The 20189-nt window shown below is 69.8% G+C and carries 15 protein-coding genes; 7 read left to right on the top strand and 8 right to left on the bottom strand.

Translation table 11 applies throughout. The features are described 5' to 3' along the window. Positions 1–19: 19 nt before the first annotated feature. Complete coding sequence (locus NI1_RS10300; RefSeq protein ID WP_067817326.1) at positions 20–760, bottom strand: alpha/beta hydrolase; 741 nt, start codon at positions 758–760, stop codon at positions 20–22. Positions 761–1275: 515 nt separating this feature from the next. Here NI1_RS10300 and NI1_RS39815 point away from each other — a divergent pair. Next, positions 1276–5181, top strand: a complete 3906-nt coding sequence (locus tag NI1_RS39815) for a bifunctional RecB family nuclease/DEAD/DEAH box helicase (RefSeq protein WP_281179484.1) — start codon at positions 1276–1278, stop codon at positions 5179–5181. On the opposite strand, the gene NI1_RS10290 is transcribed toward NI1_RS39815, so the two are convergent. Together NI1_RS10290 and NI1_RS10285 are read right to left on the bottom strand one after the other, a co-directional pair. Further along, positions 5178–6356: an amino acid deaminase/aldolase gene (locus tag NI1_RS10290; protein ID WP_067817319.1), complete on the bottom strand. Its 1179-nt coding sequence runs from the start codon at positions 6354–6356 to the stop codon at positions 5178–5180. The two genes, NI1_RS39815 and NI1_RS10290, sit on opposite strands and share 4 nt — an antisense overlap. 91 nt (positions 6357–6447) lie before the next feature. Next, on the bottom strand, positions 6448–6933 hold the full coding sequence (locus NI1_RS10285) for a TetR family transcriptional regulator (RefSeq protein WP_245663151.1): 486 nt from the start codon (positions 6931–6933) through the stop codon (positions 6448–6450). Positions 6934–7361: 428 nt separating this feature from the next. On the opposite strand from NI1_RS10285, the gene NI1_RS10280 reads away from it, so the two are divergent. Then, complete coding sequence (locus NI1_RS10280) at positions 7362–8096, top strand: tyrosine-protein phosphatase (protein WP_067817316.1); 735 nt, start codon at positions 7362–7364, stop codon at positions 8094–8096. A gap of 52 nt (positions 8097–8148) precedes the next feature. On the opposite strand, the gene NI1_RS10275 is transcribed toward NI1_RS10280, so the two are convergent. Both NI1_RS10275 and NI1_RS10270 read right to left on the bottom strand, forming a co-directional pair. Next, on the bottom strand, positions 8149–9387 hold the full coding sequence (locus NI1_RS10275; RefSeq protein WP_067817314.1) for a class I adenylate-forming enzyme family protein: 1239 nt from the start codon (positions 9385–9387) through the stop codon (positions 8149–8151). A gap of 200 nt (positions 9388–9587) precedes the next feature. After that, positions 9588–10382 (bottom strand): enoyl-CoA hydratase/isomerase family protein, encoded by a 795-nt coding sequence (locus tag NI1_RS10270; protein ID WP_067817312.1) that lies wholly within the window; start codon positions 10380–10382, stop codon positions 9588–9590. A gap of 89 nt (positions 10383–10471) precedes the next feature. Here NI1_RS10270 and NI1_RS10265 point away from each other — a divergent pair, with 89 nt between their 5' ends. Next, on the top strand, positions 10472–11494 hold the full coding sequence (locus tag NI1_RS10265) for a glutathione S-transferase family protein (RefSeq protein ID WP_067817311.1): 1023 nt from the start codon (positions 10472–10474) through the stop codon (positions 11492–11494). Here NI1_RS10265 and NI1_RS10260 read toward each other — a convergent pair whose 3' ends face one another. Both NI1_RS10260 and NI1_RS10255 read right to left on the bottom strand, forming a co-directional pair. Continuing rightward, positions 11495–11908 carry a VOC family protein gene (locus tag NI1_RS10260; RefSeq protein ID WP_067817308.1) on the bottom strand — a complete coding sequence of 138 codons (414 nt, stop codon included), beginning with the start codon at positions 11906–11908 and terminating at the stop codon, positions 11495–11497. A gap of 4 nt (positions 11909–11912) precedes the next feature. Next, positions 11913–12752: an AraC family transcriptional regulator gene (locus tag NI1_RS10255; RefSeq protein WP_157535031.1), complete on the bottom strand. Its 840-nt coding sequence runs from the start codon at positions 12750–12752 to the stop codon at positions 11913–11915. 270 nt (positions 12753–13022) lie between these two features. On the opposite strand from NI1_RS10255, the gene NI1_RS10250 reads away from it, so the two are divergent. From NI1_RS10250 to NI1_RS10240, 3 genes are read left to right on the top strand one after another with little or no spacing between them, the layout of a single operon-like run. Then, positions 13023–13742, top strand: coding sequence for a hypothetical protein (locus tag NI1_RS10250; RefSeq protein ID WP_067817300.1), 720 nt, complete (start codon positions 13023–13025; stop codon positions 13740–13742). Then, positions 13739–14683 (top strand): ATP-binding cassette domain-containing protein, encoded by a 945-nt coding sequence (locus tag NI1_RS10245; RefSeq protein WP_067817298.1) that lies wholly within the window; start codon positions 13739–13741, stop codon positions 14681–14683. Before NI1_RS10250 ends, NI1_RS10245 begins: the two co-directional genes overlap by 4 nt. Before the next feature lie 52 nt (positions 14684–14735). Then, positions 14736–15530, top strand: a complete 795-nt coding sequence (locus NI1_RS10240; protein ID WP_067817294.1) for an ABC transporter permease — start codon at positions 14736–14738, stop codon at positions 15528–15530. A gap of 22 nt (positions 15531–15552) precedes the next feature. On the opposite strand, the gene NI1_RS10235 is transcribed toward NI1_RS10240, so the two are convergent. After that, complete coding sequence (locus NI1_RS10235; protein ID WP_067817289.1) at positions 15553–16092, bottom strand: VOC family protein; 540 nt, start codon at positions 16090–16092, stop codon at positions 15553–15555. A gap of 301 nt (positions 16093–16393) precedes the next feature. Between NI1_RS10235 and NI1_RS10230 the strand changes: the two genes are divergently transcribed. Further along, entirely contained in the window at positions 16394–20164 is a 3771-nt protein-coding gene (locus tag NI1_RS10230) for an ABC transporter ATP-binding protein (protein WP_157535067.1), read from the top strand. Positions 20165–20189 lie beyond the last annotated feature (25 nt).

Here is a 20189-nt window from a genome sequence, read left to right as displayed (position 1 = left end):
CCGTAAACCCTTGCCGCCCCTAACGGTTCGAGTTCACCCGCCCGATCCAGTCCGCGATATCCCCCGTGACCTCACCCTGCACCGGGTCGTGCAGCAAATCGTGCCCCGCATCCGCATACTCCCGGAACTCCGCGTCCACCGACCGCGCCCACTCCCGCACCGGATCGATCGGCGTCCGCCGATCATCCACCCCGTGCACCACCAGCACCGGCAATGCCTCCGGCACCCGCGACGTGAAAGTCCGTCCCGCGGACGTGGATTCAACCCCACCCGGCACCCGCCCCACCGCAATCGCAGCACCCCGCCGCTCCGGTACAGCGCCCGAGCTCCCACGCGCCGACCGCGGCGCCTCGCCTCGCAATATCCGCTGCGGCGTCCCGCACAACACCACCCCCGCGCACCCCGCGCCGAGCCCATCCCCCAGCCCCGCCAGCACCGTCGCCGCCCCGAGCGAATGCCCCATCAAGAACCACGGCGCCGCCTCCGCTCGCAGCCGCGTCACCTCCTCCACGAACGCGTCCGCGTCAGCACACAATTCGGACAGATCCCCCGGCCGCTCCGGATCCCCCTCGCTCAACCCATGCCCCGAGGTATCCAACGCCCACAGCTCGATCCCCGCCCCCGCCAGCCCACTCGCGAACCGGTGATAGTGCCCACTGTGCTGCCCCGTCCCCGGCAACAAGACCAGCACCGCCGCCCCCTCCGCGACCGGCCACCGGCGGTAATGCAGCCGCCCACGGCCACCTTCGAAATACGGCATCCCGCGATTGTGACAAACCCGCCTCGGCCCAACGCCCGACGGCCACGGCGTATCGAACCAGGCGCAGACGATACGCAGATCGGGTGGCTCGGTTTGCCGGCTCGTGGGGCGGGTTTCACGTACGCCTCGGACGCGAATGCCGTTGGCTGCGGTCGGCGGTGAGGGTCGTGCGGTGCGAAGGCCCGGGTCCACGGCGCGGTAGTCGCGGTCGAGCGGGGACGACACGCCGAATTGGGTGGGTGGGTTTGGCGCTTCGAGGGGGCGGTGAGGGGCGGGGCGGGAAGGGGTGAGGGCGTGAGTCGCGTTGTCCCGCAACATCGCCCGGAAAACCGGTTTTGACGTGCGGCTGCGGGGGTGCGGGCGGGAGCGCCCGGAGACAGTACCTGGGGGCGCGGTGCGGGGCCGTAGTCATTACGCTGTTCGCGACTCGGTACGCAGTGACGCGGCGGCCGGGGCGGGGTGTCGGCGCAGTAGACACAGGAGGGGCGCGATTGATTCTGTTCGGTGATCGTGTCGTGTGCAGCACCGGAGACCTGGTGTCGGCGGCGCGTTGTGAGTTCGCGCTGTTGCGCGCGCTCGACGCCGAACTGGGCCTGGTGCCACCGGTCGAGCGAGGCTCGAGCGGGGCTGCCGCGTATCCGGGGCCGATATCGGACGCTGTCACATTGTCGCCGCTCAGCGACCCCGGGGCGGGCATGGGGCTGCCGGCCGGTGGGGGCGCGGCGCCCTTCGAGACGGTGGCCGCCACCCGCATCGGCGGCGGGAACGCCACGCGCGATCGCGCGGCGGGGACGGAACCGTCTGCGGCCGAACAACTCCTGGCGGATCTGCGCGATCGGCACGGCGCCGGGGTGACGCGCATCCGGGTGCGCGCCGCCGCCGATCCCGCGAAAACGCTTGCGGCACTGCGGGATGCGCATGCCGACACCCTGGCCGCGCTCGGCGCGGGCGTGCAGGCGGCGGCGGGCGCCGTGGTGCTCGACGGCTCGTTCGCCGCGCACAGCGACTTCCTGTTGTGCGACAGCGCGCCCGAGGCGTACGACTACGTGGCGGCCGGGGTGACGGGTCGCCGGAACACGATCGCGACGCTACTGGCCGCGGCCGCGTGCGTGGATGCGCTCCAGCGGAACGGATTCCGCGCCGCCTCGCACGCCCGGATCTGGTCCGACGGCGCTGCGGCGGTGCACTCGCTGGCCGATATCGCGGTGGTCTACCAGGCCCGCCGGCAGCGCCTCGAATCGATCGTGGACGCCAAACTCGGCGAACTGCTCCCCGTTCAATGGGGTGACCGCCGCTTCCTGGCCTGCGGCCGCTGCGTCGCCTGTACCGCCGAGCTCGAAGCCCGTCGCGACCTGCTCCTGGTGGCCGGCATGCGCCCCGGCACCCGGGCCCAGCTCCGCGACGCCGGCATCACCACCGTCGAACGCCTGGCCGCCGCCGACGCCACCGGCACCGGCATCCCCGGCCCCGCCTTCACTCCCCTGCGCCGCCAGGCCGAACTGCAAATCCAGCGCGAGCGAACCGGCCACCCCGCCCACACCCTGATCGACGCCGCCGCCCTCGCCGCCCTCCCCCGGCCCACCACCGGCGACCTCTTCATCAGCGCCACCGCCCCCGATGTCATCACGGTCCTCGCCGTCATGGACGAATACGTCCCGGCCCCGGCCCCGCGCCCGGAGGGCAATCACGGCGTAGCGCCGAAACCCGCCGCCGAGCTCGGCGCATCCCCGGAACCTGCCACCCCCGAACTCGGCATGTCTCCGGAACCTGCCGCACCTGAACTCGGCGCATCCCCCGAACCTGCCACCCCCGAACTCGACGTATCCCCGGAATCTGCCACCCCCGAACTCGGCATATCTCCGGAACCCGCCGCACCTGAACTCGGCGCATCCCCGAAACTTGCCGCACCTGAACTCGGCGCATCCCCGCGACCTGCCGCACCCGAACTCGGCGAAGCAGCGGTGGGCGCCGCCGAGAACAGAGCCGCCGTAATCCAGTCGGCACCGGACAACACCGACCACGAATCCGCGTGCACGGCAGCCGATCACACGATCGAGAGCGGACGGGGCGGGACCGGCTACGACGCCGAGCTGAGTGCCGGGGCGACGGCGGGCGCGGGACGCGGGGCGGATGAGGATGCGGCGCATGTGGTTTATACGTTCGCGGTTTCCGGGGTCGGGCGGGAGTGGACGGAATCCGGTGTGGGGGTTGAGGGTTCGGGGAGCGAGGGGGACGGGGTCGAGCTGCTGGAGTTCCTGGTGGCTTGGCAGCGCGAGTTCCCGAATATGCGAATTCACCACTATCGGGGCGAGTTACGGCCGCTGCTGAGGGCACTCGGGGAGTTGGTGGTGGATGGGGAGGATACGGTCGCGGAGTTGTTGCCCGCGTTGGTGGATCTGTATCCGATCGTGCGGGCGGCATTGATCGTCGGGGAGCGGTCCTACGATCTGGGGCAGTTGCCGCCGAATCCGGGTGCGGCCGGTCACGGCGCGGAAGCTGTTGTGCGGCTGCGGGATTGGCTGGTCGAACTGGCCGCGCAGCAGGGGGTACGCCCGGCGCGGCGGTGGGTCTACGACTATGCGCAGACCGGCCCGGACGAGCTGGAGGCGGCGCTGCGGGAGTTCGCGGACTCGGCGCGGGACCGGAATACCGCGCAGGTGGCGGCCGCCTTCACGGCGGCGGCGCTGGGATATCACCGGCGCGAGCGGCAGCCGTTGCGGTGGGCGCACGAGGACCGGCTGGATCATCCGATCGAGGAGTGGGCGGATACGCCGGGGGTGCTGGTCGCCGACTGGGGCACGGTCGACACCAAGTGGCACACCACCGGAACCCGGCTCATGCGGCGCTATCTGACGCTGACCGGACGGCTGGGCACGGGCAACGCACCACCGCCCGGGACGCCGGTCCTGACCCTGTACGACCGCCCCGCGCCCGGAATGACCGTCGAACCCGGCCAGCGCGCCACCGCCTACGCCACCGTGCTCGGCTGTTCCCTCGACACCAATTTCGAGGATGTGGTGCGGGTGGTGGAGCTGCTGCCGGACGGCTGCGAGCCCTACGACGAGCTGCCCACCGCCATCGCCCCGTGCCCGCCGGGCCGCGACGAGCATCTGGAGGCGGCGCTCGAGGACACCGCGCACCAGCTGCTGGTGGCCCTGCCCGAGGTCCCCGAAACGGCGGTCTTCGATCTGCTGTGCCGCCGCCCGCCGCGGCTGCGCACCGGCGGCGCCCTGCCGGAGGTCTTCGGTGATCATGCCGCCGCCGTCACCGCCGCCGTCCTGGATCTCGCGAATTCCTATGTGGCCGTGCAGGGTCCGCCCGGCACCGGCAAGACCGACACCACCGCCCGCGTGGTGGAGCGCCTCGTCACCCGATACAAGTGGCGGGTCGGCGTGGTGGCGCGCTCACACCAGGTGGTCGAGCACGTCCTCGACGCCGTGGTGCAGGTGGGCGTACTACCCGAGCTGGTGGCCAAGGCGGAGGCGCAGGCCGTCGCGCCGGAATGGCTGCCGATCGAACCGAACCGCTACGAACGTTTTCTCGACAATGCCGTCAATGGTTGCGTGGTCGGCGGTCTACCCCGCGATTTCACCGATGCCAGTCATATCCCGCGCGACAATCTGGACCTGCTGGTGATCGCCGACGCCGGAAAGTTTCCCCTGGCCGATGCGATCGCGGTGGGGATCAGCGCCCGGAATCTGTTGCTGGTGGGCGATCCCGCACCGGCGGCGGGCCGGGGCGCGCACTCCGAACCGATCGCCGAATCCGTACTGGGCCGGGTGGTGGGCGCGCATCGCACCCTGCCCGCCGCGTACGGCTACTTCCTGGATCGCACCTGGCGCATGCATCCGCGCATGAGCGGCCCGGTTTCCCGGCTGCGCTACGACAATCGGCTGCGCTCCAATGAAACCGTCACCCTGGCAAGGGAACTCGAAGGCATCACGCCGGGCGTGCGGACCGTTCCGGTCGAACATCACGGCAACAGCACCGAATCCGCCGAGGAGGCCAGGGAGATCGTGCGCCAGGTGCGGACGCTGCTGGGCCTGTCCTGGCATACCGGCGCGGTCACCCGGCGCCTGCACCCGCACGACATTCTGGTGGTCGCGCCCTATCACGCCCAGGTGGCGCGGATCCGAACCCTCTTGTCGCGCGCCAGGATCGAGGATGTGCTGGTCGGGACGGCCGATCATTTCCAGGGGCGCGAGGCGGCGGTGGTGCTGGTCTCGATGACCACCTCCGCGCCCAAGGACGCCCCGCACGGCATCGGCCGGCTGCTCTCCCGGCACTGGCTGACCAGCGCCATCTCCCGCGCCATGTGGGCGGCGATCATCGTCCGCTCACCGCTGCTCACCGAGTATCTGCCGGCCGACGCCATCGAACTCTCCGATCTGGCGGCGGTACTGCAACTCGACCGGGTCTAGCCGAAGCACTGCCCTTCGCCGCGGTAGGTCGGCACCGTGGTGCGGCTGCCGTCGGCCTCCACCAGGTGCACCTGGCCGAAACGTTCGCACAGCTCACCGGCTTTGGCGTGCCGGAACCACACCCGATCGCCGATGCGCAGGCCGTCGGCATGGGTGAGCGGGGTCTGCACCTCGCCCGCGCCTTCGGTGCCGATGAGCCGCAAACCCTTGGGCCACACCGGCTTCGGAACCCGCGAGGCCCCGGCCGGACCGGAGGCGATGTACCCGCCGGAGAAGACCGTGGCGATGCCGGGCGCGGGCCGCCGCAGCACCGGCATGGCGAAATACATTGCCGGACGCGGGGTTACCGTCCGATACCCGTCGAACAGGGTGGGCACGTAGAGCCCGGACCCGGCGGTCACCTCGGTGACGTCCGGATCGGAGATGCTGACCTCGATGGACCCGGTACCACCGGAGTTGACGATCTCCAGTTCCCCGACCTCGCCGCGCACCGCCTCCAGCACCTGCCGGCGGCGCCGCAGGATCTCGGCCGCGGACGCCTTCTTCACCAGTCGCACAGCGGGATTGGTATCCGGCAGCCCGGCGATCTGCGCCTCGTAGGTCATCACGCCGACCACATCGAATCCGCGCCGGCGCGCTTCGGCCGCCAGCCGCGCCGCCTGTTCCGGCGTCCGGATCGGCGAGCGCCGCACCCCCAGGTGCAGCGGCCCGATGCGCAGCGATGCGTCGACGTCGATACATACACGGGGAGAGACTTTTTCGGTGCCGAGCGCGGCCCGGATCAACTCCAGTTGATCGACGTCGTCGATCATCAGGGTGATGGAGTCCCGCAACACCGGATCGGCGGCGAGCCGCGCCAGCGAGGCGCGGTCGGTGGTGGGGTAGCCCAGCAGAATGTCGCGGGCCCCCTCCCCCGCCAGCCAGATCGCTTCGGCGAGTGAGTAACCCATGATGCCCGCGAAACCGCCGTCGGCGGTCAGCTTGGGGCCCAGGACTTCTTCGAGTACCGCGCGGCAGCGCACGGATTTACTGGCCACTCGGACCGGCACTCCGCGCGCGCGGCGCACCAGATCGGCGGCATTGGCGCGCAGGGCGGTCAGGTCGACGGCCGCCAGGGGCGCGTCGAGTTCGGCGGTGGCCGCGTGCAGGCCGGCGATCGGCGACGATTCGGTCACCAGTTCATTCGACCACGAACTTGGTCACTCGTCCAGCATTACTTCGGCAGGCCGGGAAAGGACCCGGTCGAGCAGGTGTTCCGAACGGCGATCAGGCGTCGATCGCCTTGGTGGAAAGGTAGGAGACCAGATCGTCGAGTACGACCAGCGACGTCTCGTCGTCGCAGTCGGCCAGCCAGCGCAGCACCATGCCCTGGATCACCGCCACCAGATAGGCGGCCAGCGCGTCGGCCGGTTCCAGCCACTGGGTCCCGGAGCGCTGGGCGCAGAGCCCGAGCAGCGAGGACACCTCGGCATCGAGTTCCCGGAAGGTCGCGGTGGCGACCGGATCGGGTACGCAGACGGACCGGTCCTGATTCTCCCAGCGCCGCCGGAGCATGGCGAGGGTGTGCTCGTAGGCGCGAATCTGCTTGTCCGGAGTGGACTTCAAGATCGGCCACAAGGTGCTCAGCCCGGCGTGCAGCAGTATTCGCAAAGCACGGGTACCGGTGAAGTCGAGAGACGCGGCGGTCTTCTCGATTGCCTCGATCATGGCCGGACGAAGTCCGACCTGGATCATTTCTCCACTAGCGTTCAACGACGACTCCCTTTGAAAGAACTCGCGCACCTCTGCTGCGCGGCTCGCTCAACGGGTTGCAGATCGGCACTGATCCCCTGGGGCAGGACCCGGCGTACCCGTTCACGAGTATCGATGCTACGTCGTTTTCTGGCATCGCGACCAGCTTTGATAGCCGTTTCCGTACCTAAGGATTGTTTCGTTACCTAATCGGAACAGGCTCGCGATCGAATGGGAATCGAGCAAATTCTCGAATCGCCCGGTAAAGCCAACATTGGGACCAAGCGGTATTTTACGGATGTGGGTAAGCACATAGATACCGACTGTGCCCGAGCCCACAGGATTCGCCCCGGTGCCGGGCCCATTTCGAACCTCGCGAACCGCACAATTCCACCCGGCTACCGGGCTTCGCACCCACCGGACCGCCCGCTCACAGCTAGCCTGGGCCGGTGACTTCAGCGCGCCCCGACCAATTCCTCATCTCCGGCACCTTCAACTTCCGCGATGTCGGCGGAGCCCGCACCACCGGCGGAAGCACGGTCCGGGAGGGAGTGCTCCTGCGTTCGGCTCAGCTCAGCCGGCTCGACGCGGCCGGCCACGCCACCCTGCTCGGCCTCGGCGTCACCGACGTGCACGACCTGCGCGGCTACAAGGAGATCGACTTCATCGGCCACGACGCGCTGCCCGAAGGCGTGAACCTGCACATCACGCCCTTCGACTCGCGGATGGGCGAGACCCCGCCGCACGAGGCCCGCCGTCACGTCACCGCCGCGAACCACATGCTCGAGGTGTACCGGGAGTTCCCGGCCATGCCCGAAGCCCACCTGGCCATCAAGAAGCTAGCGGATTCGGTGCTGACCGGCACCGCGCTCGTGCACTGCGCGGCGGGCAAGGACCGCACCGGCTGGTCGATCGCGACCCTGCTGCGCGCGGTCGACGTCACCGAGGAGGACGTCTACGCCGACTACCTGCTCAGCAATGACGCCGTCCCGACCCTGCGCTCCTTCATGACCTCCGCGCTGGACGAAGAGCTCTCCGACGACCTGCTCGGCGTGAAGCCCGAGTACCTGGAGTCGGCCACCAGCTCCATGCTGACCATGTACGGCGGCGTGGACGGATACCTCGCCGAGGTCGGCATCACCCCGGAACTGCGGGACGCATTGCGCGCCCGGCTGATCGGCTGACGTCGAGCGCTCCTTCGTCACGCGTGACACGCACGCTCGGGATGACGACGGTTCACTCCGCGGCGGCGCGCCGGACCAGACCATCGGGATCGATGCTGACCTGATTGCCGGTATGGAACCAGGAGCCGGTGAAACGAGACTCCGTGGTCTGCGGGTCGTTCCAGTAGCGCGGGGCGATATTCGGACCGCGACAGAGCAATTCGCCCTGACCGGTGGCGGCGCGCGGCCCGCACAAGGCCAATTCGGTACCGCCGAAGGCGAATCCGAGTACGTCACGCGGGGCCGCGCCGTCGTCGCGGGCCAAGCCGATACCGCTGGTCTCGGTCGCGCCCCAGACCGACCACTGGCGGGCTTCGGGGAAGATGTCGCGCAGCGTGCTGGAGACCGATTCCGAGACCGTCGGGTCGGCGCAGGCGAGTTCGGCGCGATGGCCCGCGCTACAGACCTGCCGCACCCCTTCCAGCCGCAGCCCCGCCAGACCGGGCAGCAGGCCCGCGAAGATGCGGGGCGTCGCCGACACCATGTCGATGCGTTCGGCGACAAGGGTTTCCGGCACCGCCGCCGGATCCGGGGCGAGCACCACGGTGCCGCCCACGGCGAAGGTCGGCAGCAGCTGATCCACGCATCCGCTGGCGTGCGCCAGCGGCAGCAGCACCAGATTGCGCAGGCCCTCGGTGGGCAGATCCAGCGCGCCCACCACCGAGCGGATCGCCGAGAGCAGGTTCTCGTTGGTCAGCTCCACGCCGCGCGGACCCGGTTCCAGGCCGGGGCTGGTGTAGCAGAGCAGCGCCAGCTCACCGAGGGAGGCGCCGTCGTCGATGAAGGCCGCGCCGTCGGGCATCGCCTCGCCGTAGCCGGCCGCGCGCCCGCCGCCGTCCAGCACGAAATCCGCGCAGGAATCGCGAATCACCTGCCGTGCCACCGACTCCGGCAGGCCATCGGGCACCAGTACCGGTACCGCTCCGGAGAGCAGCGCGCCCAGGAACGCCTGCACCCAGCGCGCGCCGACCGGCATGCGCACCGCCACCCGGTCGCCGTAGCCGATGCCGTGCTCCTGGAGCCCGCCCGCGATGCGCGAGGCCGAGTACCAGAGTTCGCGGTAGGTCAGCCGGGGGCCGCCGATCTCCACCACGGCCTCGCGCGCGGCGAAGGTGTGCACCTGGATATCCAATAGCTCGGTGAGCGCCGGGGTCAGATTGCCGTAGCGCAGGACGCCATCCGCTCCGCGCGCAAGCGGGTTGTCGCACCAGGTATTTCGCGTGTGCGGATACTCCACCAGTAACTGCGACATCCTCGTCCCTCCGAGTGCCTCGAGCCCTGCCAGGCACCTGTGACTATATGATGCACATCACACTCGTGGGCGGATTGTCGGCAAACCGATGTCACGCTTTCACACCCCGGAAACACACCTCCGCCCGGTGAAACCAGACTTCCCTGCACTTCTCGCCGGGAAACCTGGTGCTCAGCGTGTCGCGACGGTGCGCCGAGTCGCTATTTTCCTGTGTACGTAGCCTTTCCAGGACCGACGTCCAGGAAGCTGCGCACCGCGCCCTTCAAGTCTTCGGTGCCGAACAGTTGCCCGGATACCTCCGGAGTCACCGAATCCGCGTGCGACACACCGCCGGAGCGCCACGCGCCGATGATCTCCTTGGTCGCGGCGTGGGCCTTGGTCGGGCCGTCGGCCAGCTTGGCCAGCAGCGCGCGGGCCGCGGTATCGACGTCCTCGTGCACGGCGTTCACCACACCCCACTCGGCCATGGTGGCGGCATCGTAGAGATCGGCGGTCATCACGAATTCGCGGGCGCGACCGGAACCGGCGCGCTCGGCCAGCCGCTGCGGGCCGCCCATGGACGGGGTCAGGCCGACCACCGTCTCCACCAGACCGAACTTGGCCTTGGGCGCGGCCAGGATGATGTCGCAGGCCAGCGCGATCTCGAAGGCGGCGGTCAGGGTGAGCGCGTGCGCGGCGAAGATGACCGGGCAGGGCAGCGCTTCCAGGGGATGGATGATGCGCGCGAAGAGGTCCTGCCACAGCTGCGCGCCCTCGTCCGGGGTGAGGCCGTCGAAGACGTGCACGTCGACGCCGCCGGAGACCAGCTTGCCCTCGGTGCGATACAGCAGGGCGCGGGGCGGATTCGCCGAGAGCTCCGCGAGATCGGCGGCGATCGATTCCAGCAGCGCCTTGTCGTAGAGGTTCAGCGGCTGATGGTCGACGGTGAGCACCGCGGCCTCCGCGCCACCGGCGGTGACGATGCGCTCCAGGCGAGTGGGCTTGGGATCAGTCATGAGACACAATCTAGGCGGTGTCCCAAACTGGGGGAAGGGTACGGGCGGACCGAGCCTCGCGGCCGCGGGCCTTCTGTAAGACTGGGCGGGTGACCACGTCAAAGCCGGAGCCGGGCTCCTACGTCGAGCCGGGCGAGTTCAAGCGGGACACGAACTACATCACCACGCGGATCACCGCGGACGGGCGGGATGGGTACCCGGTCGAACCGGGGCGGTACCGCCTGGTGGCGGCGCGGGCCTGCCCGTGGGCCAACCGGACGCTCATCGTGCGCCGGCTGCTCGGGCTGGAATCGGTGCTGTCGCTGGGGTTGTGCGGGCCCACGCACGACAAGCGCAGCTGGACCTTCGATCTGGATCCGGGCGAGGTGGATCCGGTACTGGGGATTCACTTCCTGGCCGACGCGTACTTCAAGCGGTACCCGGAGTATCCGCGCGGCATCACGGTGCCCGCCATCGTCGACGTGCCGACCGGTCAGGTCGTCACCAACGACTACGCGCAGATGACCCTGGACTTCTCGACCGAGTGGACCGAGTTCCATCGCGAGGGCGCGCCGCAGCTGTACCCGGAAGACCTGCGCGCCGAGATCGATTCGGTGAACCGGCGGGTGTACACCGAGGTCAACAACGGCGTGTACCGGTGCGGGTTCGCGGGCGGGCAGGAAGCCTACGAGGCCGCCTACGACCGGCTCTTCACCGCGCTGGACTGGCTCTCCGAACGGCTGGCCGGGCAGCGATACCTGGTGGGCGACACCATCACCGAGGCCGATGTGCGGTTGTTCACCACGCTGGTGCGGTTCGATCCGGTGTACCACGGGCATTTCAAGACCAATCGGCAGAAGCTGACCGAGATGCCGGTGCTCTGGGATTACGTGCGCGACCTGTACCAGACGCCCGGGTTCGGCGACACCATCGACTTCAAGCAGATCAAAGAGCACTACTACATCGTGCACACCGATATAAACCCGACGCGGATCGTGCCGAAGGGGCCCGAACTGGGCAATTGGCTCAGCCCGCACGGGCGGGAAGCGCTGGGCGGCAAGCCGTTCGGCAACGGCACGCCGCCCCCGCCGCCGGTGCCCGCCGAACGGGTGCCGGCCGGGCATCAGCCCTGATCAGTACCCTTCGCCGCGATAGGTGCCGAAGCTCCAGTACACGCCCTCCGGGTCACGGCAGGTGAAACCCCGTGACTCGTAATCGGTTTCGTCACGCAGTTCGCGGGTGATGGTCGCGCCCGCGCCCTGCGCGCGCCGGTAGAGGGCATCGATCTGGTCGGTGACGATGTAGGCCGAGCCCGCCCCGGGAACCGCGCAGGCCAGCGCGCCGTCGGGGCGGGCGGTGCCGAGCATGATGCCGCCGCCGCCCGGCCAGGCCAGCTCGGCGTGGTGGACGGTTTCGGCATCACCGTGGCGGGCGGTGGTGACGAAGCCGAACGCCTGCTCGAGGAAGGCGATCGCGGCCTCGGCGTCGCGGTATACGAAGGTCGGCCACACGATGGCCGCGGTCTGCACCGAAGTTGTCTCTGTCATGGGACTACGGTGCCGCGGCGGGGTCGTGCTGGTCTTGGACGAATGGGAACTCCTCGCGTTCGCGCCAGACCGACGGGGGCATGCCCGCCAGTTCGCGCCATTCGCGGGCCATATGGGCCTGGTCGTAGTAGCCGGTCGCGACGGCCGTCTCGGCCAGCGCCGGAGCCTGCGGGAGGCGCAGCATGCGGTGCGAGCGTTCGAAGCGGGCGATGCGGACGGCGTCCTTGGGGGTCACCCCGAATTCGGCGGTGAAGCGGTTGGCGAGATGCCTTCGGCTCCAGCCGATCTCCGCGGCCACGGCGGCCACCCGGACGGCCGGGTCCGGGCCTGACAGCAGGGCCCAGGCGCGAGCCAGTTCGGGATCCCAATGCACCGGGCGGATGCAGCGCAGCAGGATCTGGTCGAAGATGGCGAATCGCTCGGGCCAGCCGGTCGCCGCGGTCAGCCGGTCCCGGAGTTCACCGGCGCGGGTGCCGAGCACCTCGCCCAGATCCACGATCCAGGAACCGAGCGCCGCCGCCGGGATACCGAAAAGCGCGCGGCAGCCGAGCGGGGTCAGCGCCAGTTGAATGCCGTGCTGAAAGCCGTTGTGCGCGATCAGGGCCGGGCGCACGGTCAAACCGCTGGCCAGCATGTCCCATTTCGCCCCGGCCTGTTCCGGATGCGAGGAGACCGGCACATCCACCGGCTCGTCGATGGTCACGATCACCGTCAAAGCCGATCCCGGCATGCCCACGTGGGTGCCCGGCTCGAACCCGCGCAGCAGGTAGCCCTCGTAACCGAGGACGTACACGCGCAGCCGCGGATCCGGCAATCCGCTCGCGCCTTCGGACACACCCGCCACCCGTCCACGGTAAGCCGATTCTCGCCGCGCCGCGATCATGGCTCGGTGCACTCCGCCGAGACGCGCCAGGGCGGGCGGGAACGGCGAGTCGCGAGGAACACGGCCGCATGCGGCATGGATGCCGGAACGCCGGGTATGTCGCGAGAGACCCGGGCGCGGCGCGGCGCGCGGACCGCTCGGGTCGTGCAGGAACCGGCATCCGTCGCGAATCGTTGTGCCGGTGCCATAGAGTTTGCGGTCGGAGGACCGCGCGAAGAATGGGGTGTGTCGATGTTCAAGAACGGGCTCGAGAAGGCCGTCGTCTCGTTGCTCGAGAACGGCGCGCAGGTGCAGGGTCCCGCGGTCACCAAGTACGTGGAGAAGTTCCGGCACTCGCATCCGCAGGAGTCGCCCGCGCAGATCATCGCGCGCATCGAGAAGCTCTATCTGACCGCCATCACCGGTAGCGGCACCGCGGTCGGCGCGACCGCGGCGGTGCCCGGGGTCGGGACCGTGGCCTCGCTCGCCGCCGTGAGCGCGGAGACCGCGTTCTTCCTGGAAGCCTCCGCGGTCTTCACCCTCGCGGTCGCCGCCGTGCACGGGGTCGCGCCCGAGGACAAGGAACGCCGCCGCGCGCTGGTGCTGGCGGTGGTCATGGGCGAGAGCGGCATGGAGATCGTGCAGAAGACCGTCGGGTCGTCCGCCAAGAACTGGGGAACCCTGCTGGCGGGCAAGATTCCGGGCATCAGCTCCATGAACGACAGCCTGTTGAAGACCTTCCTCACGCGCTTCATCGTCAAGCGCAGCGCGCTCATGTTCGGCAAGGTGCTGCCCGCCGGAATCGGCGCGGCCATCGGCGGTTTCGGTAACCGCGCGCTCGGCCACAAGACGGTCGACAACGCGCGCAAGGCGTTCGGGGCCCCGCCCACCACCTGGCCCGCACCGCTGGTCATCGACGCCGACCCGCTGACCGCCGTGGAAGCGGCCGCGCCGCAGGCCACGCAGCAGTGAGCCAGGCCCGGCCGCTCGCCTTCGCCGCCGCGGGATTGAGCAAGAGTTTCGAGACTGTCACCGCGGTCAGCAATGTGAGTTTCGTGGTGCCCGCGGGCAAGGTCGCCGTCCTGGTGGGGCCGACGGGCGCGGGCAAGACCACGGTGCTGCGCATGCTGCTCGGACAGCTGAAGCCGACCTCCGGGTCGGCCAATGTGGGTGGCCCCGGCTCGGGTGTGCGGCCGGGGCGGCAGGCCATCGGGGCGATGCTGAACCCGCGCGGGCTGCACCCCGCCCGTACCGTGCGCGGCCAGCTGCGCGTATTCGCCGCCGCCGCAGGGGTTTCCGACGACCGTGTCGACGAGCTGCTGGCCCTGGTCCGCCTGGACCAGGCGGCGGGGGAACGCATCGCCGCCCAATCCCCGGGCGCGCAAACCCGCTTGGCCTTGGCCGTGGCCCTGCTCGGCAACCCGCCGCTGCTGCTTCTGGACGATCCCGCCGCCGGCCTCGACGCCGCCGAAACCGCTTGGCTCAACGAGTATCTGCACGGCCACACCCGCCGCGGCGGTACCGTACTGCTCACCTCCCGCACGCTCAGCGCGGCCATCCCGGTAGCCGACGAACTCATCGTGCTGGACCACGGAAAAGTCGTCTACCAGGGCAGTCCCGCCCGCCTGCGGCGCAGCCACCCCGATCGCATCCTGGTCAAATCCTCCAGCCAGATCGCTCTGGCCACCGCCCTCGCCGCGCAGGGCCACACCGACGCCGTCATGCGGCCCGACGGCCGCCTCGCCGTCGCCGAGACCACGCTCGCGCAACTCGAATCGGCCGCCGCCACCGCCCGCGTCCAACTCACCGAGATCAGCTCCGAACACATCCACCCGGATCAGGTCCTCGCCGCCCTCACCCGCCCCGCCGCCCCGGCCTACCCCAACCCGGTCGCGCACGGGATGGCGCGTTGAGCACCCGGGCCGCACACCGCGCCGCGATCGATCTCAGCCGAAAGGATGCGGGATGAATCTCGTCACCGTGCCGGAGCCTGTGCTGCGGGCCGCCAATTCCGAAGTGCGGAAGGTTGTTTCGCTGCGGCTGAATCAGCTGCTCGGCGGCGGGGTCGCACTGGTCGGGGTGCTGGCCTTCGCGGTGCTGGGGATTCGGTTCACGCCGGCTGTCGCCACCGATAAGCATCCGGTCTTCGGGGCTGTCGGGACTTCCGCTACCGCCGTGGCGTTCGCCTTGGCGCTGGCGGTGCTGGCTTCCGCGGTCTTCGGGGCATTGTCGGCCGGGGACGAATACAAGTACGGGTCACTGCCGGTGAGTGCGGTGTTCACGCCGGACCGGAATCTGCTGCTGGGGTCGAAACTCGCGGTGGCGGCGTGGTTTTCGCTGGTCGTCGTGCTCGGGATGGAAGTTGTCGGGGCGGCGGCATTGCTGCTGCTGGGCCGGGACAAGGCGGAGTTCACCGTCGAACTGCTCGCCGTACTGGGCGGGGTGACCCTGGCCGCGGTGTGCTGGGCGGTGATCGGGGCGGCGCTCGGGTTCCTGCTGCGCTCGCCGGTGCAGGCGGTCGCGGTGATCGTCGGGCTGCTGGTGTTGGAGCCGCTGGTGTGGATCGTGGCGCGCGGCATCGGGTTTCCCGGATTCGCCACGATTCTGCCGGTGGCGGCGACGGTCGGGACGATGAGCGACGGCAGTTACGCCGACAGCGCCGCCATCGCACCGACCCCCGCCGCGATCGTGGTGCTGCTGTTGTGGACCGCGGCGGCGGGCGCGGCCGCCTGGTGGTACACGCAGCAACGCGATCTCTGACCGAAACCGCGGCGGCAGTGGACTATTCGCTGCCGCGCGCCGCGAGGAGCCGCTGCCAGACGGCATGATCGGTGCGCGGGCCGCCGGGGGTGTCCGCACCGTAGGCGGCGATCTCGGCATCGATATCCAACGGGCGGGTCGGCGCGGTCATCGCCGCCATCTCCGCTTCGACGGCCGCGTCCGGCACCAGCCAGCACACCTCGAATTCGATGCCGTCCGGATCCCGGGCGTAGAGCGCCTTGGTGGAGGCGTGGTTGGAGGCGCCGCCCAGCGCGCCCGCCGCCAGCAGCGCGTTCTCGATCCGCTGTAGCTCGCGCAGCGTATCCACCTCCCAGGCCAGGTGATACAGCCCGATCCGCCCGGTCCGATGCGCGATCGACGGGTCCGGCGACTGGAACAACCCCAGGTCGTGATCGTTCGCCGAACCCTCGGCCTGCAAGAACGCCGCGCCCGGAAATCCGCCCGGCAAGCGCCGGAACCCCAGCACCGCACTGTAGAACTCCACCGATCGCTCCAGATCGGAGACGAAGAGCACGGCATGGTTGAGACGCTGGATCGGCATGTGAGCGGCTCCATTTCGAGTAGACGTGGACGACTCCACCCGACCACGCGAACCCGCGCGGCACAACCCACCGTCCCACCCCGACCGCACGAGACGCCGCCCCACGCCCACAACTCACCGGCACAACCCGCGGCCGCACTACAGCCGCCCGCACAGTAGGCGGCACCGTCACGTTGGTCTTGGATCCGCCGGGTAGGCGGCACGACACTCCCGGTCGGGTCGCGCGAAGGTGGGGTGCGGGAACAAAGCGGGGGTGGGGTTGTCGTTGTCGTACTGGATGATGGCGAGTGAGGTGATGGAGATGCGGGTGGGGGCGAGGCCGGTGGACGCGGGGCGGGCGCAAGGGTGGCTGCGGCGGTTGTGGGAGCGGTGCCGGGAGCATCCGCGCCTGGTCGCTGCGGTGCTGGTGGCGGTGGTGACCGGTGCCGTGGTCGAGGTCAGCGGGCCGCTGCTGGCCAAGCGGGCCTTGGATGGCGCGGTCGCCGGGGACACCGGGATCATCACGGCCATGGCGGGGGTGCTGGCCGCACTGGCCGGAGCGCGGTTCCTGTCAGCGCTCGGGCGGCGGTGGTTCGCCGGGCGGCTGGCTCTCGACGTCCAGCACGAGATCCGGGTCGACCTGCTCGCGGCCCTACAGCGCCTGGACGGGCGCGGACAGGACGAATTGCGCACCGGACAGGTGGTTTCGCGGTCCATCAGCGATCTGACGCTGGTACAGGGGCTGCTGGCCATGGGGCCGTGGTCCCTCACCGCCGCACTGCAATTCGTGCTCGCCGCGGCCATCATGCTGTGGCTCTCGCCGATCCTCGCCCTCGCGGCGCTACTGGTGGTGCCGGCGCTGGCGGTGGTGGTGTACCGGGTGCGGCCCAAGTTGTACGCGGCCACCTGGTCGGCGCAGCAGCGCGGTTCGGATCTGGCGCAGCATGTCGAGGAGACCATCACCGGCGTTCGCGTGGTGAAGGGGTTCGGGCAGGAAGCCCGGATGGTGGAGGTACTGGAGCGGCACGGCAAACGGCTGTACGCGGAGAAGCTGCGGGCCACGCGCATCGACGCCCGGTTCGCGCCGACCCTGGCCGCCATCCCGCAGGCCGGACTGGTCGCGGTGATCGCGGTGGGCGGCGTGCTGGCGCTGCACGGTTCCATCGGCGTGGGCACGTTCCTGGCGTTCACCGCGTACGTGGGCACCATGACCGCGGCCACCCGCACCGTATCCATGGTGCTGGTGATGGCGCAGCTGACCCGCGCCGCCGCCGAACGGGTGCACGAGGTGATCGACAGCGCACCCGAGCGCACCGATCCCGAGCACCCGGTCGAGCTGCCGAAGGGTCCGCTCGGCATCGAAATCGATTCGCTCGGCTTCGGTTTCGTGCCGGGTCAGCCGATCCTGCGGGACTTCGACCTGACGGTGAAACCGGGTGAGACGGTCGCGATCATCGGGCCCGCCGGATCCGGGAAGTCGACGCTCGCACTGCTGCTGCCCCGCTTCTACACGCCGACATCCGGTCGAATCAGCCTGTACAGCAATGACTCCCGCGCCGATATCGCCGATCTCCGTGCGGCCGACCTGCGTTCGGCGGTGGGCGTGGTGTTCGACGAGGCGTTCCTGCTCTCGGACACCATCACCGCCAATATCGCGCTCGGCCGCCCCGATGCCACCGAACCCGAAATCCGCGCCGCCGCAAAGCAAGCCGCGGCCGACGAATTCATCGAAGCGCTGCCCGAGGGCTACGACACCGTGGTCGGCGAACGCGGCCTGACCCTCTCGGGCGGCCAGCGCCAGCGCATCGCCCTGGCGCGGGCCCTGCTCGCCGACCCGCGCATCCTCATCCTCGACGACGCCACCTCGGCCGTGGACGCCGTCACCGAAGCCGCGATCTTCGATGCCCTGCCCGCCACTTCGGGCCGCACCACCCTTATCCTCGCGCACCGCGAATCCACCCTGGCGCGCGCCGACCGCGTCGTCCGCCTCCCCGGACCTATCCCCTTCGGCTCCGAGCGGACCTCGATCGAGGCGGCGCTCGACGCGGATCATCTCGAAATCCCGGGCGGCGTCGCCCCTCTCGCGGTCCCGGGCAGCACCACCGCGACGGAGATCCCGAACGGGGCCGCCGCGCCCACCGCATCGAACGGCACGGCCGGGGCAGCGGATTTCGCGCCGGGCGTCGAGGTCCCGGACGAGGTGCGGCGGTCGCTGGCGAAGCTGCCCGCGGCGAGCGAGGAACCCGGGCTCGACGATCACGAACTGCGCGAACCGGATCCGGGCTTCCGGCTGGCCGGGCTGCTGCGCCCGGTGCGCTGGCTGGTGGCGGCCACCGTGCTCTTGCTGGCGCTGGACGCGCTTGTCGGCGTGGGCTTTCCGTCGATCGTGCAGTATGCCGTGGACAGCGGCGTGAGCAAGGACGACGGCGGTGCGCTGGTGCGCGCGACCATCGCCGGGGTGCTGCTGGTCGGCATCGGCTGGCTGGTGGCCTCGACGGCATTGGTGTGGGGTGTGCGGGCCGGAGAGCGGGTGCTCTATGGGCTGCGCGTGCGCAGTTACGCCCACCTGCAACGGCTCGGGCTGGACTACTACGAGAAGGAACTGTCCGGCCGCATCCTCACCCGGATGACCACCGATATCGACGCCATGTCGACCTTCCTCCAGACGGGCGTTCCCGACACGCTGGTGAGCCTGCTGACGGTGGTGGGAATCGCGGTGGCGCTCTTGGTGATCGATGTGCAGCTGGCCCTGGTGGTCTTCGTGACGCTGCCGCCGCTGTTCCTGGCCACCTGGTGGTTCCGGAGGGTCTCCGATCGCGCCTACAGCGAATCGCGGGAGCACGCCGCCACCGTGAACGCCGACTTCGCCGAGAACGTGGCGGGGCTGCGGGTGGTGCAGGCGCACCGGCACGAACGCCGCGCGGCGCAGCGCTTCGCCGAATACTCCGACCGCTACCGGGTCAGCCGGATGGGCGCACAGCAGGCCATCTCCGTCTACTTCGCGTTCGTGAGCGCCTGGGCGGACCTGGCTTTCGCGGTCGTGGTGTTCATGGGCGCGCGCGAGGTCGCGCACGGCAGCACCACCGCGGGCACCCTGGTCGCCTTCGTGCTCTACCTGCGGCTGCTGTTCGGGCCGATCTTCCAGCTGTCGCAGCTCTTCGACGGTTACCAGCAGGCCCGGGTCGGACTGCGGCGGGTGGGGGAACTGCTGCGCACCCCGTCCTCGATCACCCCCGATCCGGCGCGTCCGGTGGCCATCGACGGAAGGCTGAACGGCGAGGTCGTCTTCGACGAGGTGCGCTTCCACTACCCCGGTGTCGATACCCCTGCACTGGATGGCGTGAATTTGCGGATTCCGGCGGGCAGCAGCCTGGCCCTGGTCGGCGCGACCGGCGCCGGCAAGTCCACGATCGTGAAACTCCTGGCCCGGCTCTACGACATGCCGCGTGCGAAAACAGCAGATCACGGGGCTATCAACACCGGCGTGATCCGCGTGGACGGCGTCGATATCCGCGACTACGCGCTCACCGACTTCCGAGCGCGCTTGGGAGTTGTTCCGCAAGAAGCTCACTTATTCACCGGCGACATCGCCAGCAACATTGCATTTGGCAAACCTTTTGCGAATCCTGCGGAGATCGAGGCGGCCGCGGCGGCGGTGGGCGCGCTCGGCGCCATCAATGCTTTACCGATGGGAATGCGGCAACCGGTCGGCGAGCGGGGTCGCGGCCTCTCGGCGGGGCAGCGGCAGCTGATCGCCCTGGCCCGCGCCGAACTGGTGCGGCCGGACCTATTGCTGCTGGATGAGGCGACGGCGGTGCTGGATCCGGCGGCCGAGGCATCGGTGCTGGTGGCGAATGAATCGGTGACCCGAGGACGCACCGCGGTGATCGTCGCGCACCGGCTGGCGACCGCCGCGCAAGCCGATCGGATCGCGGTCGTGGCGCAGGGCAAGATCGCCGAAATCGGCACTCATGAAGAACTGCTATCGCAACGCGGCGCGTACTCCCGCTTGTGGGCTGCGGCCGCCGCCGAGGAAGGAATATTCTCGTTCGAGGACGAGTCGTCACTAGGGGACGTGTCCACTCGCTGGTAGTCCACGCTCATGGGCAAACAGGGGT

Source organism: Nocardia inohanensis NBRC 100128 (genome assembly GCF_001612945.1).
Classification (GTDB): Bacteria; Actinomycetota; Actinomycetes; order Mycobacteriales; family Mycobacteriaceae; genus Nocardia; species Nocardia inohanensis.
Note: the sequence above shows the minus strand (reverse complement) of the source record. Positions and strands in the feature narration are given on the sequence as shown.